A 13,772-nucleotide genomic window follows, 5' to 3' on the forward strand; every position below is an offset into this window, starting at 1 on the left:
GTGTCCCAGTCCCTTTGCAGCCTTTCACTGCTTTTTAATAAATTTCTTAGGTATGCAATCAATTAATGAGAACGATTTGGGACTGCAGGGAAGGGACTTTGAACTTGATTTTATCCATATCTATGAACAGTATGCTGAGGAACTGGTTGATTTCTCCTTTAATCTGGTTAAAAATGTTGATGACGCCTTGTTCTTATGCAATGAGGTATTTGCAAAGTTATGGTTGCAAAGGTCAATGTTTACCGATACCCAGAGTATTAATGCGTTCTTGTTTGTTACTACCAGAAACTTATGCTTGAATTTTTTGAGAGGCTTGCATTGTAAAAACCTTCAATCAACATCTGGCCTAGAGCAGGACTTATTGGTCCATGTTGATTTTAGAAGCCTTTATAAAGAAGCGTCGGATGATCTGGTTAGTCGCCTGCCTGAAAAGTTCCAGGCGCTTCTTAATCAGGGAGGATTGAAATTAAAAGTATAGATGATGGTTTTACCATTTTGGCGGCAGTGAAGGCGCCAGTTTGGAAATGGGCGTCGATGATTGAAGGCGGCTGAGAAGGAAGAAGACATGAATGTTGTGATTGTGCGCTGTAGCCTGGACGTGTTTTGGGGCCTCAACTGGCAATTTTGGGTGGGTTGTGTGTCTTTTTGAGAGTCAGGAAATATTGTGATCCTTATCGTTGAAGAGGTGATTGTAATTAATTACGGGCATAATAATTTGAAATTCAGTGGATTATGTAATTTTGAGATGCCAGTTTTTTAGGATATGCAATTTTTTTTTGTTGGGTCACTAGTACTTTTAATGTTTTGAACTGTTTTTATGTTCGGATGGAGCCAAAGGTGGACCATCCCAGTCAGTCTATAACCACTCCCTGGTAAGTTTGCTGCAAAGCATTTTTTGCACAATTATGGCTTACCGTTCCTTTCATTTAGGCAGGATGCTTCCGACAAGGAAAGGCCTGCACAGAAGAACCCTTGCCAACTTTGGTTGCATAATTGGGATTCAATTATCATATGCCAGTGTTTTTAAAGAAAGGAAATCCTTTCAACATGACCTTGGGAAATATAAGACAAAAAAAAAGAAAAATGAGTGGCTTTCTCTGCAATTAGACCGGAATAATGTTGAGTTTTTTGGTATGCAAACAGCAAGCGCAACTTTGTAAAAATCAATTGTAAGGAAGATGGCACCAGCTTTAATGAGGAACAGATTTATGAGGCCAGCTACCTTATTGCAAGTGGTCCTTTGATAAAGGGGTGTGCAATCATTAATTTGTATGGCTATTCAATTAGCGCTGAAAGACTTGGGACTTTATGCCTTAAGGTAAAAAAGGGGAATGGATATGTAACTCATATCGAGATCAAGCAAGTTTTCAGGCAAATGATGCTCGGAATGGAGTTGTTAAGGACTGGGCTAATAGCCGCCAGGTTATTGAAATTACATAGCGTGTTCGGATCTGTTATGGCAACTGGGAAAAAGCAGTTTGTGCTACGGAAGTTTTTTGAGAAGTTGGGCTTTGAAGTCACAATTTTGAGATCTTTTCTAAAGGCCTTTAAAATGCCCTTTAAGTATGTGGATAACTATTAAGAAAAAGCTTTTGGGGGAAATGCATTTTTCTCGTTTTACAATAGTAGTGATTGGCCTTTAGGGGATAAGTATTTCCATGCCCTCATAAAAACGGCTTCTATTCCGATCGGCAATCGCGGCTGATATCGGGAAAGTATTTTATACTATTATCATGTACAGTAGTCCCTTTTTATGGGAAAGGCAGTTTCATGTCTTTGATGTTGGCTGCACTAAGGACTACTGAAAGCAGGTCTACCAAAAAAAATATTTTGTATGATGATCATAATTAAATCTACTAAGAATTTGTTTTTGACTTATGGCGATACATCTTAAAAAATTGTTATTAAAATTGAAATGGGGAAAGGGTCCGTTGTCAGAATTTGTTGGTATTATTACGCCAACAAACGATCACAGCGCTTTGGAAGGCTTGCTTTCAGGCTGTGGTTATTGCACTGACCGGACCCGGTGTTCCCACCCGGGTCCCTTTTTTTGCCCAAACACTTACCGCACTTAGGCGTCTTTACTTTTTCACTTTTATTTGAGATTCAAATGAGACCAATAGTAACCATCCTATTTAGTATTGTGCTGCTTTCATGTAGTAGGGGTGTGATAACACCTGGACAGCACTCATCGTTGGAAGAAGTTTCCTTTATAGTACCCACTCTTGTTCTTACATATGGAGAGGCTTTTTCTGCATCTTTTAACGTAAACGAAATTTCATGCGTGTACAAGTACTATGAGGATCCGCAGAAACGTACCTTATCCATAACTGCCAACAATGGAAAGTTTGCGATTGAGATCGATATTGAAACCGATAGCATCAGGCTACAGTCATATTCAAATTGCCTTGTCAGGGTTGCCCGGTTTGGTCAACTGCAGGGCGGGCAACTACTCACAGGAAATTTTGCGCTTTCAATTTCCGGGTATTCTCAAGGACGGCTGGATGGTGCTTTTTCCGGTCATGTGTATGATCCTTTTTCAGCGGGCATGATATCTGTTGGTGGATTTTTGAATGACGTTCCAGTTACCTTGAATTAAATATCAGATTTAATGCACAATTCGCTCCAAAGTTATTTAAAGAACAATTATAGCAAGTACCTGGATGGCAAGAAGGAGATATCCAAATACATAAATGAGCAGGTCTTAATTGCCCGAAATACGCTTATTGTCAAGGATATTATAGAAGTCCTGCCCTTGTATAAAAAGGATGATAATTTAATCCGGGAGCGTTATGCCCAGCATTGCGTATCACTGTTGAATTTGTTTACCCAGTATAAGCTCTTAACCAAGGGTATTAAGGATAAGGTTATCTACTATTCCACCGGGGAAGAGATTAGTGTACCTGATCTGGCACAAACGGGAAAAGATGCTACTGAAATTTTCAAGGAAATTTCCCCAAGGATAAAAGAGAAGATTACCGGATATGTTTTTGCTATGAAGGTGGGATCGCAGTTTGTTTTAATGAACCTGGTCCTTCAATTGGATTTGCCTTATAACAACCACCCTGAAATTATCCCAAAAATCAGCCGGTCCACAAAAAAATATATTAATTCACTTGTGAGGAGACGATTTTTAAAGTCTGTTGCTGTTGTCAACAAGCGAATCTTATTATTTGAGCGTACCTCGATAGAAAGCCCTAAGGGCCCAAATAAATAAGACTTACTTTTTTTTAAATATTAATAGCAATTCATGAAATGAAATATTTCGTGGGTCGCAAGGATATGTCTTTGCTATAAACAAACCATACATTTTTGTCCAAACCGTTTCAAAATGAAGTCCTTTTTATCCCTGCTTACTATGACAATTCTATTCTATCCCATTTTTGCCCAGACAAGTTATCGTCCAGGCTATCTTATTTCTAGTTGTTCAGACACTATTAGAGGGCTGGTCTGGTTTGATCCTCAAGGACCCAATATAGGTGGCCTAAGGTTTAAGGTTACAATGGCTGATAAGCCAAGGTCAGTTTCTTTATCCGATATATTGGGATTCGGACTGGTAAATGGAGATACCTACATAAGGAAGGCGGTAGCTGTGGAGGAAGGAGGATTTTGCGAGGATAATTCTTCACCGCCAGCCCAAGGAAGCACGATAACCGTATTTTTAAAGGTCCTCATAAGAGGGGATATGTTGAACTTTTTTTCCCTTAAAGAGAGCCAACGATTTTTCATTTCCGATTGGAGATCCCCCGGCTTATTACGGGAGCTAACTGCTCCCCACTCCCAGGATGTATTTGGCTCCTATGGTAGCACGGCATTAGATCCTGCCTCTGATCTGGCGACGAATGGGGAGAAAAGAGGGTATAGGGAGCTGCTCATGGAGTATGTTAGCCCTTTTGATAGCTTTCGCCACAATGTTGAACATGTACCTTTTCTGGAAGATAGTTTAAGATGGGTTATTGCCCATCTTAACACCCCAGCGCATACGCGCTATAATAGCTGCGCCGTTGCCGGTGTTAAACCTGGCTTATTCTCCTTTTATATCGGGGCTGGCTTGCAAAGTAACTGGTCAACCCTTTGGCTTTCTACCACTTCAGTAATAAAGTATAGACCTGTTTTTAATCCGTGCCTGGATGCAACGGTAGAAATAGGGAATGGTCTTGCCGGGTGGCCTGTCGTTGGCAAGGTAGGGGCTGGGATTAGTTTTTCTTCTCTGTCTTATTCAGGAAATATTGGTCCTACGCTAACGCTGAAAAACTATGACTTCACGTATACGATAATTAGTGGGCGTTTAGGTCTACTCGTCCCTTATAGGCAGCGGCCAGATTGGGAGTTGCTCCCCGGGGTGGAAATTGCATACGAGCGATCATTCATTAAATCGGGTAGGATGGAAAAGATAGAAAGTGGAGTTAGCAGCTATGAAGGCGGGCAGAACAAGAATATTCAGAGGGGAACCTTTGCCCTTTCTACCCAGTTGATAGTGCAGCATAGAAAAATTGGTATAGGCTGTTTCTGGACATTTTACAAACAGGCGGACGAATTATTTGACGGTTTTCAGATGCATTCTCACCGTGTAGGGCTGAATTTTATATACCGAATCAAATAGAGTGAAAGCTGAGCTTATGAAAAGCGAAAATATACCATCGGCAAAAGAGATGCTATTTTGGCCTGTTGCAATCCTGGATTAATCTTTTGATACAAGCATGTGCCCATCAATTATAAATAACTCTATAAAAATGAACCTAAAAACTATCTTACTCTTGGCTTTCATTATTCCAATTTCCCTAAAGGGCTTGTCCCAAAGTGATTATCAGGCTGGCTACATTATTAAAGGAAAAGACACTATACGGGGGTATTTATTTTTCCCGGAAGGCGTGTTAGACCCGACGATAGTCCGATTCAAGGTAATGCCTGGTGATAAGCCGGTAATATACACCTGTAGGCAAATAACCGGTTTTTCGATCAGCGGTGGGGAACTTTATATGTCTAAAAAACCAAATTTATGTAGAGTTGAGCATAGGGAGAATGACGCTAACGTGCAGATCAGTTACCTTCAAATTAGTTGTTTTTTAAAGGTATTGGTTCATGGAGAACTACTTAGTCTATATTCCTTGAATGGGAATGAGCGATATTTTGTTGAAGACAACAAAAGGGGCTATATATATGAACTCGGGGATTATGCATTGGAAAAAATATATAAAGTGGAGGAGCTTGAGGAGCTTGCTTCATTGGGTGTTAAGCACATTAGGGTCCCTCAGAGTTATTGGATGGTTCTTCGTAGAATTCTTTTGGAGGTAGCACCCGCAAGGTTTCCAGCGTACAGGGATACAATTGAAAAATTAGCATTTACTGAGCAGGCTCTTGTAAACGTTGTAGCATATATTAATTCCAGCGATAAACCATTTTATATTGCTCCCTCCTCCAAATCAACAAATTGCTTTTCTATTTATGCAAGTGGGGGAGTAACGGTTAATCAATTATCCTATGAATTTTTCCCCATTAAGCATTCTCTCAAGTTCCAACCGGCCTTCGGCCCATCCTTGGGTATAGCTTATATGTTACGGGGGGATGATCCGCAATCTAATGTAGGTTTTCGACTTGGGTTAACGGCAGATTATAGTTATAATTCCTTCACTGGGCCAATTGATGAGCAGCATTCACTTAGAAACTATGGATACCGTTTGATCAGCCTTACTCCATCAGTGGGCGTGCTGCTTCAAGGTCGAAGAAGTAATGGAACCGTTATATCCTTCGGGCCTGAGATAGCTTACTGCGGGTCCTATGGAACCGCTCTTGATCAATTGTGGGTTGAAAATGGTGTGGCAAAACCCGATGATACAAAGGGGGCTCATATTGTATTGGGAAATTTTGTCATTAGGGGTGTTGTAGGTTTAAAGTATAAAAAAACTGAGATAGCCACTTTTATCCAGTTTCTGGGCAATTGTTCAGCACATGGCGATGACAACTATGAACTAAGAAGGTACTCGGCAGGCATCACCTTTTTTTACAGGCTATATAAAAAATATATATAATAGTCTTAAGATTATGAAATCTCCATTATTAGACCCAACCGCTATTGTTAGCCTAATAATACCCTTGTCGTATTGTTATTCGGCCGGCGCCGGTGGGCTGGGCTGGGCTGTAGATCTGGTATATTGACATACCGGGGGACTGAATGAAAAATACAGAATTCATCAATTATATGGGACTATGAAACATCTTCTTTTGTTCATTTCTGTCACCGGTCTTTGCCTATCGTTATCTGCTCAAGTGTGGTATAAAGATGGCAGGATTGTAGACCAGAGAAATGAAGTAAAATATGGAAAAGTAGGAGCAAGAGACTGGGGGCATACCCCTCAACAATTTTTCTTCAGGCAAGTGGGTTTATCAGGTAAAACAGATACGCTTGATATCCATTCTTCCTCTCAGGTGTTTGCAGAAGGAGTAACATATCGTAGGCTTGTTAGTGGAAAAGATACTCTTTACACGGAAATTGTTGTTGACAATAAGCTTTCCTTATTTAGTTATAAAGATAAGATAGAAGAACACTTTTACCTGCAAGGATCGCAGGATTCCGACTGCGCTGAAGAGCTCATTTCCCGGCGAGTAAAACTTTCCTGTTGGGACGAGCAATCAGACTTTGAGTATAAATGTCAACTGTACCGGTGGTTCTTAAAAAGGTTCGATGAACTATCTTTAGATCGGTGCCTTTTTTTTATTGACAACATTACAAAGGCCAGATATAGCCGTAAAAGTCTCATAAACCTTGTTAATACACTCAACAATCTCGATGTCTCGGATACTACTTACCAAAAGTTAACCAGAGCGAAATATTTTAAGCGATCTTTCTTTGCCGGTGCTGGAAGCACATTATCTATTATAAAAATGGAAGGTAATGGTGATGAGATGGGGCAACTTAATTTTAAGAAACCTGCTTCCCCTTTTATGCAGGCGGGCATTAGTTGGATAGACCCGTGGTATGTTCAAAATTTAATCGGCAGATTCTCTGTATCCTGTTATAGCTTTTCTCAAAAGGCCAACGGAACGCCTCAAATAAGAAGGTATAATGATTCCACGAGACTTTCTTTTAAACAAACCCTAATCACTTTTAATCTTGGAGGGCTGTACAAGTTATTGAAGATATCGCCTTCCATGTCTTTTTGGATGGGAATGGATATTTCCTGGGAGATTTGTCTTACCTCCAAAAGTGTGCTTGATGAATACAAGAACTTAACTGTGGAACAAAAAAAGGATTATATAATTGTCGCAAATACTTTGGTTTCTGGCGGCCTGAGGTCCAGCCTCTTTCTGGACTATGGAAAGGTGGAGGTTAGCGGATATTATAAGTATATGTTTGACTATGTTAATCAAACCCACTATACGCTGCGTCAACGTTGCCTGGGACTGGGAATACTTTATCATTTCAACAGGATTTTTTAAACGGCCGGTCAATGCCCATTCGGTTCTGTATACAGTGTTTGGTGAGTTGATGACCGGCTTAAATACTTAAGACTTATGCCGTGGTTTTCAATTTCTGAATTAGAAAAAGACCCGAAGCGATCTAAGCTTTATAGGAGCAGTCGGCAGGTACTGAAGGAAGCCCTAATGATTAGATGTACGACGGGTACGGAGGAAATCGTTTTTAAAAACCTGTTGGTTGAGCTAAACCTTTATGAAATGGATGATTTCCTCGTTAATTCTGTTTACAGGAATCTTTTCATGGACGAAATGGCAAGATTGGTAAAGTGGGGGGTAGCTTCCCGGAAAAAGTCGCCTTCCGGAATTAGATTTTGGGGGTTGGGTAAGCGATTTGCGGCGGTGGCCGTGGACAGCAAGGAGGGGAAGGACCAGGTTTTTATGGGTGTGGCCAGTAAACAGATGCGAGAATACTTTAGCGTTTACATTTCTTCCATGGGGGAAGGTGAGAAAATTACCGTAAATGCGATCAGAAAAGTGCTGGAGGCAGAATTAGGACATGTTGAAAAGAAGCGACGGCATTCCAGCCGGATTTGCTATTGGTTTAAAACATTAACCAGGGAAGGTAAGCTCAAATGTGAGCGGATCAATGGGGGCACCTTAGTTTATATTCGGACAGAAATACCTATTAAGTAAAAACCCATAAACCTCATACTCATGAATACTTCGTACCAGGAGCGCATAAAAATTACATGGAGAATTTTCAATTTTGTCCAAAACAATTTTGGTAAAAATTACCTGCTGGCTTGCCAAAAATTTAATGGCCATTCAACCCCTATGGCATTAACGGTTCACTCATTCATCATTTACATCGGTGGTATAGTGCGTGGAACCTATCTATTATCACCGCGGCAAATGCGTTTGCAAACCACATCTTTTATTGATAGATATTCCAATTACCAACTACTTCCGGCCCAGATAGAAATATTGGATAAAATCATTCCGTTTTGTTATGGTGAAAGAACTGAAGCTGATCTGATAAGACCTTACAACCCCATGCATTATGCCGTTTTTGAATATTATTACACGTTTCAAATTGAGGAGCGCGAGCCCTTCAGTCTTTACCCATCATTGAGTAATTTTAAAAGGAATGATAGTGTGGCACGAGAAAGAGTTCTCGGGTTTTTTTTCGATATTTTTTCTGGTGTGGCCAATTATGTGCCAGTAGTTTTGTGAGTTTGTATCTCGGTAAGAGATAATTCTGTTTTTTGCCGGATGCCGTTTTGTTGGTATTAAACGACACCCGGCTATTTTTATGGTATGCTCGATATTTGTCTTAATAATGCTACGCTGCCCCCTTTGTGCTCTCGCTGTAATAAAGGGGGCGATTTAGTAGAAGAAAAGTTTTACTGCTTCTCTTAACTTTTCATCCTTTATTTTGGAGGACGTAAATTGCTGCAGGCAATATTTTGAAAAAAAACCGTTATCACCTTCGAAGAGTTGTTCACTGAAAATGGTCGGGCTGGACGAAATTTTACCTTCATGCTGTTTTATTCTCGAAAGTGTGTTTTCCGCCAGCCTTATCCAGGTGACGGTGGGAAATAACTGATTTTCTGCGTTAGAATTTTTAATTTTCTCCCTTTCCTGGATAGTTAACTGAGCAATTTCTGTTTCGAATGCGATAAATTCTGTCATCTGGCTGGGAAACCATTCAAATAATAGTTTTGCTCTCTGGATATCAGTGACACTTTTAAATCCTTTCATGTTTTTAGTTTGATAGATTTGTTAAATTATTTTCCTAAATACCTTTACCTTTTCCTTGAGGGCCGTCTGTTTTCATATTGTGCTCTCGCCTTTTGGGCTGTTTTTCCGGGGGGAAATATGACGGGAGATTAGGGACAAACGAGCGATCTGAATAGTCAGTGTCTGTCAAACTATGGAAGTACTTATAATCATTTTCGGCTTTGCCGATGGCCTTGAGGTAGCTTTTGACAAAAGTCCCCGCATCCATGTCTTCTTCCAGAAATACATATTCTTCCTTTTGGTATGAAAATCCCGAAATTTTGTCCTCAATACCTAGCTGCTTAAGGGCTGAATACGGCATTTTAAGCGATCCGTGACCTGGATCTTCGTAAAACGTAAAATGTTCGGGCAGTGGTGGATTTTCCTGCTTTAGGTTGTTGTTCATAATAGCTACATTTTTCTTTGGAAATTTGATATGGTTATTGGGGATACTAATCGGGATGTCTGGCAGTGACCTTGCTGAAAAAGTGGAGGAATATATTATGAAGGTAATGGGTCATGTTATGGCGGTATATACCTGCCTTCCAGAGAAATGGGGAAAAGATATTTCTGTTTAGGCCTTCTGAACCGGACCTGGTAGGTAAAGAAGGCTTCTATCTGTCGCACTGTTGGAAGTTTGCTGCTACGAGCCTTAAATGTCAGGTCTATTACCAGATCGTTAGCATCTGGCAGGCAGTACCCGTACCTGACTTTTACTTTTGTGATGTAAAAGCATCTTTTTTCATCCTGGCGGCAGCTAACCGTATAATCAAAATAGATCCTTTCGGACTGCTGTTTAAAGAAATGGATTTTCCTGGTTGATTTCTTTTCTGTTATTCCTAGCATTTCCAGGTGTTGAAAACCCAGGTTTTGCAGATGGGATATTAAATTTGCCGATAGATCATCTTTATTTAAAATCATTTGTTCCAATTGATAAAGTAGGAGATAAGTGAATAATAAAGCAGCCGCCTATTTTTTCATGCCGGCAATGTGTCTGGCATCGTATTGTGCGCTGTCGGTTATTTTTCGCTGCCATATTTTTTCATGTGTACAGTGGAACCCTCTTCGATGTAGCTCGATCAGAATTCCTCTCTCCGGCTTTTTACCAAAATCAAGCTGAATTCTGTCTTCTGTATAATTATGGGTGATTATCACCCCATTGATTTCTTCCGTCTTTCCATCTTGGGTTTGGGATTTTTCGGCTTTTAGCTTTAGGGTTTCTACCCTGGCGGTGAGGCGTCTGATCTCAGATCCGTTGTTGGTTAGTTCGTATGACGGGAACCCTTTCCTTTCATAGCTGTATCGGGGATTTAATATTCTGGCGATCTTATCATCTCTGATTCCCAACTTTTTTAATTCCTCTATTAGCTCAGGGCCATTTATTTTGATTAGTTTATTGGCTTGTTTCATTCTTTGGTGATTCTGTTCCCTTTGTAAGAGCTTTTTTTGTGCCTCTTCCAATTCTGAATGAACGGGTAAGGATTGCCCGGAGGGAGATTGCGCTTCGTTATTATTGTTTTCCATTGTAATGATGTTTGAATGATGAATAAATGTTTATGCTTGTCTTGTTATAGAAATCGTCGATAATTAATGGAGGAATAGTGACGGTGAACTGTTTTGGATTAGCGGATAGTTGGTGGTGATTACTTCGCTTTTGGACTTTAGCCGGCCGCTCTTTCTGGAAACGTCCCCGTTTATCTCAATTACCTTTTGGTGCCATCCCTGTTCGCGGCAATAGGTCGATAGCAGATCTGTGGGAAAGGAGGAAAGCAGAAACTTCCCTTTTATGGTGGCAAGACAATTTAGGAGCTGTTGATAATCTATATTCCGGTAGCCGCTATAAGGTCCCTGAGCGGTATTGATATAGGGCGGGTCCAGGTAGAAGAATGATCCGGCGCTATCTCTAGCTTTGAGTATATACAATGCGTCGGCGTTTTCAAGTTGTGTTTTTTCCAGCCTTTTGGCAATATTGTAAACAAAATCTGTTCTGGCATGAAATGCCCGGCTTGTGCTGGCGTTGTTTGTCCTGTCAAATCCCCAACCGGCGCCGGGTTTGCCTGCAAAGCCCTGGTTACATAGTAGCCAGATGGCCCAGGCCTGCTTTACCGGATCGAAAAGTTCCGGAAACTTACAGATCACCACTGCCTGATCGTAAGTACGTCTGCTGCTAAGTGTTTGGATAACTTCTGTTCTAAGGTCTTCAAACCGGGTTGTTACCACTTTAAAAAAGTTGATCAGCAGGCCGTTGGTATCATTTAGCACTTCTACGGGTGAGGGATGCTTTAAAAAGAACAGGGCGGCACTGCCGGCGAAGAGCTCCCCATAAAGGTAATGGGGAGGAATATAAGTGTTGATGATGGGGGCAAGCCTTTGCTTGCCCCCGTAAAAAGAGAAAGGTGGTTTCATTTTCTTCTGGTTCATTTGCACAATTACTTTCTTTCTATTTTTTCTGGTGCCGGGTCCTTTCCGCTGGCAATGTGAACTGGCGGGCACGGAGAAGGTTCTTCTGGGTTAGCTTACCAAATCCCAGGTTCAGCAATTTGCTTCTTGCCAGCGAGCGGTTACCATCACATTCCAGAATGGTAAAAACGGTGGAGGGCCGGTAGCCTTTTTTATTTTCGAATTCTGTGCTAGTTGAAAATGTAAAAAAAACACCTTTTATATGATGATAGCTGCCGGAGATAGATTTATCGGTATCCCCTGGTCTTAAAAAGGTGGTTTTATTGTCTTTTTCAGCTAGTTTTCTCCATCCATGGCTTTGCAGCAGCCCGATTATATCCCCTCGGAAATTAAAGTCGGCAAATGGATTGCTAAGGTCCCCGGGGTCATAGTTTACCTGGACCTGGGGGGAGGGGGTCCTGGTTGGTGAATAAAGGTTAAATGCCTCAGAACAATGGTAAAGCAAGTTAGCATCCTGTGGACTAAGTATTGGTAGATGCAGGTAATCACCCTGCAGCAGGCTATAACCTTTTGTTGGGGGGATTACCACTATACATCCTTCTCCCAGGGTTTCTATGAGCACTTTTGCTTTCTCCTTTGGTTTATCCTTCAGCTCCTTTGGGGTGGTTGGCCTTCTGGCAAGGTGTCTGCCTGGGCCAGGCCGATTACAGCGGTAAATCAAATGAATTCCCTTTGACCTGCTCTGACTGATCAATAGTCTTTCCATAAGGCCTGGGTTCTGCGAGGAGATATTTTCCGTCAGCCGCTGAAACAAATTGCCGGAGAGGTCATATTTAAGGTCAATATCTATTACTTCCAGGCCATCGCTGACCTGTCCGCATACGAGAGCCAGGCCTGATGCTCCTTTATAATTGCACATTTTGAAGATCTCTGCCTGGGTAGGTAGCCTATGCTGGAACTGCTGCCATGGCAATACGGCGGCTTTATTTTGATCTACGGCGATGACCGATAGCCCCAGCCTTAGATAGTTACATGCTGTTTTAAACAAACTTTCCATAACTGCACATTTTTTCTCTTTCACGTTGTTGGGATGCTACAGGGGGGCGGTTTACATCTGGATAGAGTTGTCTGAAGGTCCCGGGTTTTGCCGCGTCTTTTGGTTATGTTTTCGGGATGGATTCTGGCTACCTTTCTGAAGGTTTGGATGATGGTCAAATGCGCCTTTGAAAGGCTCCTGAATATGCATGGTGGTAAAGGAACTGTTGTAAAATCCTACTTTAACCCATTTATACCCTTCTAGTTCCTGGAAGGACTCAGGCATGGGGACTGCTGTTAAACCTTCAAACTCCTGTGCAGTCATGGTTGTATATAGATAAATGCCAGGCAACTGATTTGACTGCTTGTCGCCCGGTTTATCAACATGAATTAATCGCAGTAGCAGGTCGTTATTGCTACCCGAAATATTGGCATCAATGAGCCATCTGCTATTCTGGTTATTTAATGCGATGTCATAATCCATCGCCAATATGTTTTCTTTTAATAAATGGCCCAGGGAGGCTGCCAGATCAGGATAGAAATAATTTCTTAAAAAAATACAGCTTTCATCCAGGTTGGATTCTCTCATGCTTAGTTTAAATCCAGGCTCAAAATGGCCATGTATTTTTTGATGTAAGAGAGAATTGAGCCCATTAAGTGCCGGATCAAATACCGTATCTGGTATTTGAGAGGAGTTATACCGGGCAATCAACAAAGAGGATTTTTTGGGATTGTAACTTTTAAATGCCGTAAAATCCAGGTCTAATGATGCTCCCAGGTCCTGGATACTGCCAAGGGTTGTTTTAATATAGATGCCAGGAGTTTCTTCCGGCATTTTACCGGTCAGTGGCACCTTACTCTCAAGGAAGATAAGAGGATTTTCTTGCTTGGAACCGTTGACGGAAATCTGGTCGAGGATGGGTGTATCAGGATCCTGGCCAGCGCCATAGGCTAGCCGGGTAAGGCACGCCTCCTGCAGGATGTAATAAAGGGCTTGTTCCAGGCTATTAAAATAGGTTTGTTCGGCATACATGGTATTATCAAAGCCACCATAATGGCCGGCCATTTTTACTTGGTGAGATAAGTAAGTCATATTAATGAGTTTGATTAGTTCTTAGTACCAGCGGGCGCGTAGCCTTCTG

14 protein-coding genes are annotated in these 13,772 nt (G+C 41.4%); 8 read left to right on the forward strand and 6 right to left on the reverse strand.

The features are described 5' to 3' along the window. Window positions 1-52 precede the first annotated feature (52 nt). The 8 genes from PV783_RS13695 (at window position 53) to PV783_RS13730 (ending at window position 8,649) form a co-directional block, all read left to right on the forward strand. Window positions 53-478 (forward strand): RNA polymerase sigma factor, encoded by a 426-nt coding sequence (locus tag PV783_RS13695; RefSeq protein WP_420988383.1) that lies wholly within the window; start codon window positions 53-55, stop codon window positions 476-478. Between the two features lie 1,632 nt (window positions 479-2,110). Further along, entirely contained in the window at window positions 2,111-2,599 is a 489-nt protein-coding gene (locus PV783_RS13700; RefSeq protein ID WP_420988384.1) for a hypothetical protein, read from the forward strand. A 12-nt stretch (window positions 2,600-2,611) separates the two neighbouring features. After that, window positions 2,612-3,217: a hypothetical protein gene (locus PV783_RS13705; protein WP_420988385.1), complete on the forward strand. Its 606-nt coding sequence runs from the start codon at window positions 2,612-2,614 to the stop codon at window positions 3,215-3,217. A gap of 114 nt (window positions 3,218-3,331) precedes the next feature. Beyond that, entirely contained in the window at window positions 3,332-4,603 is a 1,272-nt protein-coding gene (locus tag PV783_RS13710; protein ID WP_420988386.1) for a hypothetical protein, read from the forward strand. Between the two features lie 130 nt (window positions 4,604-4,733). Continuing rightward, the gene (locus PV783_RS13715; RefSeq protein ID WP_420988387.1) at window positions 4,734-6,029 is read left to right on the forward strand and encodes a hypothetical protein; all 1,296 of its coding nucleotides are present in this window, start codon (window positions 4,734-4,736) and stop codon (window positions 6,027-6,029) included. A 178-nt stretch (window positions 6,030-6,207) separates the two neighbouring features. Beyond that, window positions 6,208-7,437, forward strand: coding sequence for a hypothetical protein (locus tag PV783_RS13720; protein WP_420988388.1), 1,230 nt, complete (start codon window positions 6,208-6,210; stop codon window positions 7,435-7,437). A gap of 75 nt (window positions 7,438-7,512) precedes the next feature. Further along, the gene (locus PV783_RS13725) at window positions 7,513-8,109 is read left to right on the forward strand and encodes a hypothetical protein (RefSeq protein WP_420988389.1); all 597 of its coding nucleotides are present in this window, start codon (window positions 7,513-7,515) and stop codon (window positions 8,107-8,109) included. A 21-nt stretch (window positions 8,110-8,130) separates the two neighbouring features. After that, on the forward strand, window positions 8,131-8,649 hold the full coding sequence (locus PV783_RS13730; RefSeq protein ID WP_420988390.1) for a hypothetical protein: 519 nt from the start codon (window positions 8,131-8,133) through the stop codon (window positions 8,647-8,649). A 153-nt stretch (window positions 8,650-8,802) separates the two neighbouring features. Here PV783_RS13730 and PV783_RS13735 read toward each other — a convergent pair whose 3' ends face one another. The 6 genes from PV783_RS13735 to PV783_RS13760 form a co-directional block, all read right to left on the reverse strand. After that, window positions 8,803-9,177, reverse strand: a complete 375-nt coding sequence (locus tag PV783_RS13735; protein WP_420988391.1) for a hypothetical protein — start codon at window positions 9,175-9,177, stop codon at window positions 8,803-8,805. Between the two features lie 34 nt (window positions 9,178-9,211). Further along, window positions 9,212-9,601, reverse strand: a complete 390-nt coding sequence (locus PV783_RS13740; protein WP_420988392.1) for a hypothetical protein — start codon at window positions 9,599-9,601, stop codon at window positions 9,212-9,214. A 563-nt stretch (window positions 9,602-10,164) separates the two neighbouring features. Then, window positions 10,165-10,719, reverse strand: a complete 555-nt coding sequence (locus PV783_RS13745; RefSeq protein ID WP_420988393.1) for a hypothetical protein — start codon at window positions 10,717-10,719, stop codon at window positions 10,165-10,167. 63 nt (window positions 10,720-10,782) lie between these two features. After that, window positions 10,783-11,616: a DNA adenine methylase gene (locus PV783_RS13750; RefSeq protein ID WP_420988394.1), complete on the reverse strand. Its 834-nt coding sequence runs from the start codon at window positions 11,614-11,616 to the stop codon at window positions 10,783-10,785. A 19-nt stretch (window positions 11,617-11,635) separates the two neighbouring features. Next, window positions 11,636-12,676 (reverse strand): bifunctional DNA primase/polymerase, encoded by a 1,041-nt coding sequence (locus tag PV783_RS13755; RefSeq protein WP_420988395.1) that lies wholly within the window; start codon window positions 12,674-12,676, stop codon window positions 11,636-11,638. A gap of 27 nt (window positions 12,677-12,703) precedes the next feature. Then, window positions 12,704-13,723 carry a hypothetical protein gene (locus PV783_RS13760; RefSeq protein ID WP_420988396.1) on the reverse strand — a complete coding sequence of 340 codons (1,020 nt, stop codon included), beginning with the start codon at window positions 13,721-13,723 and terminating at the stop codon, window positions 12,704-12,706. Between the last annotated feature and the right edge of the window lie 49 nt (window positions 13,724-13,772).

This window comes from Chitinophaga sp. CC14, from assembly GCF_048957795.1.
In the GTDB taxonomy this organism is placed as follows: Bacteria; Bacteroidota; Bacteroidia; order Chitinophagales; family Chitinophagaceae; genus Chitinophaga; species Chitinophaga ginsengisegetis.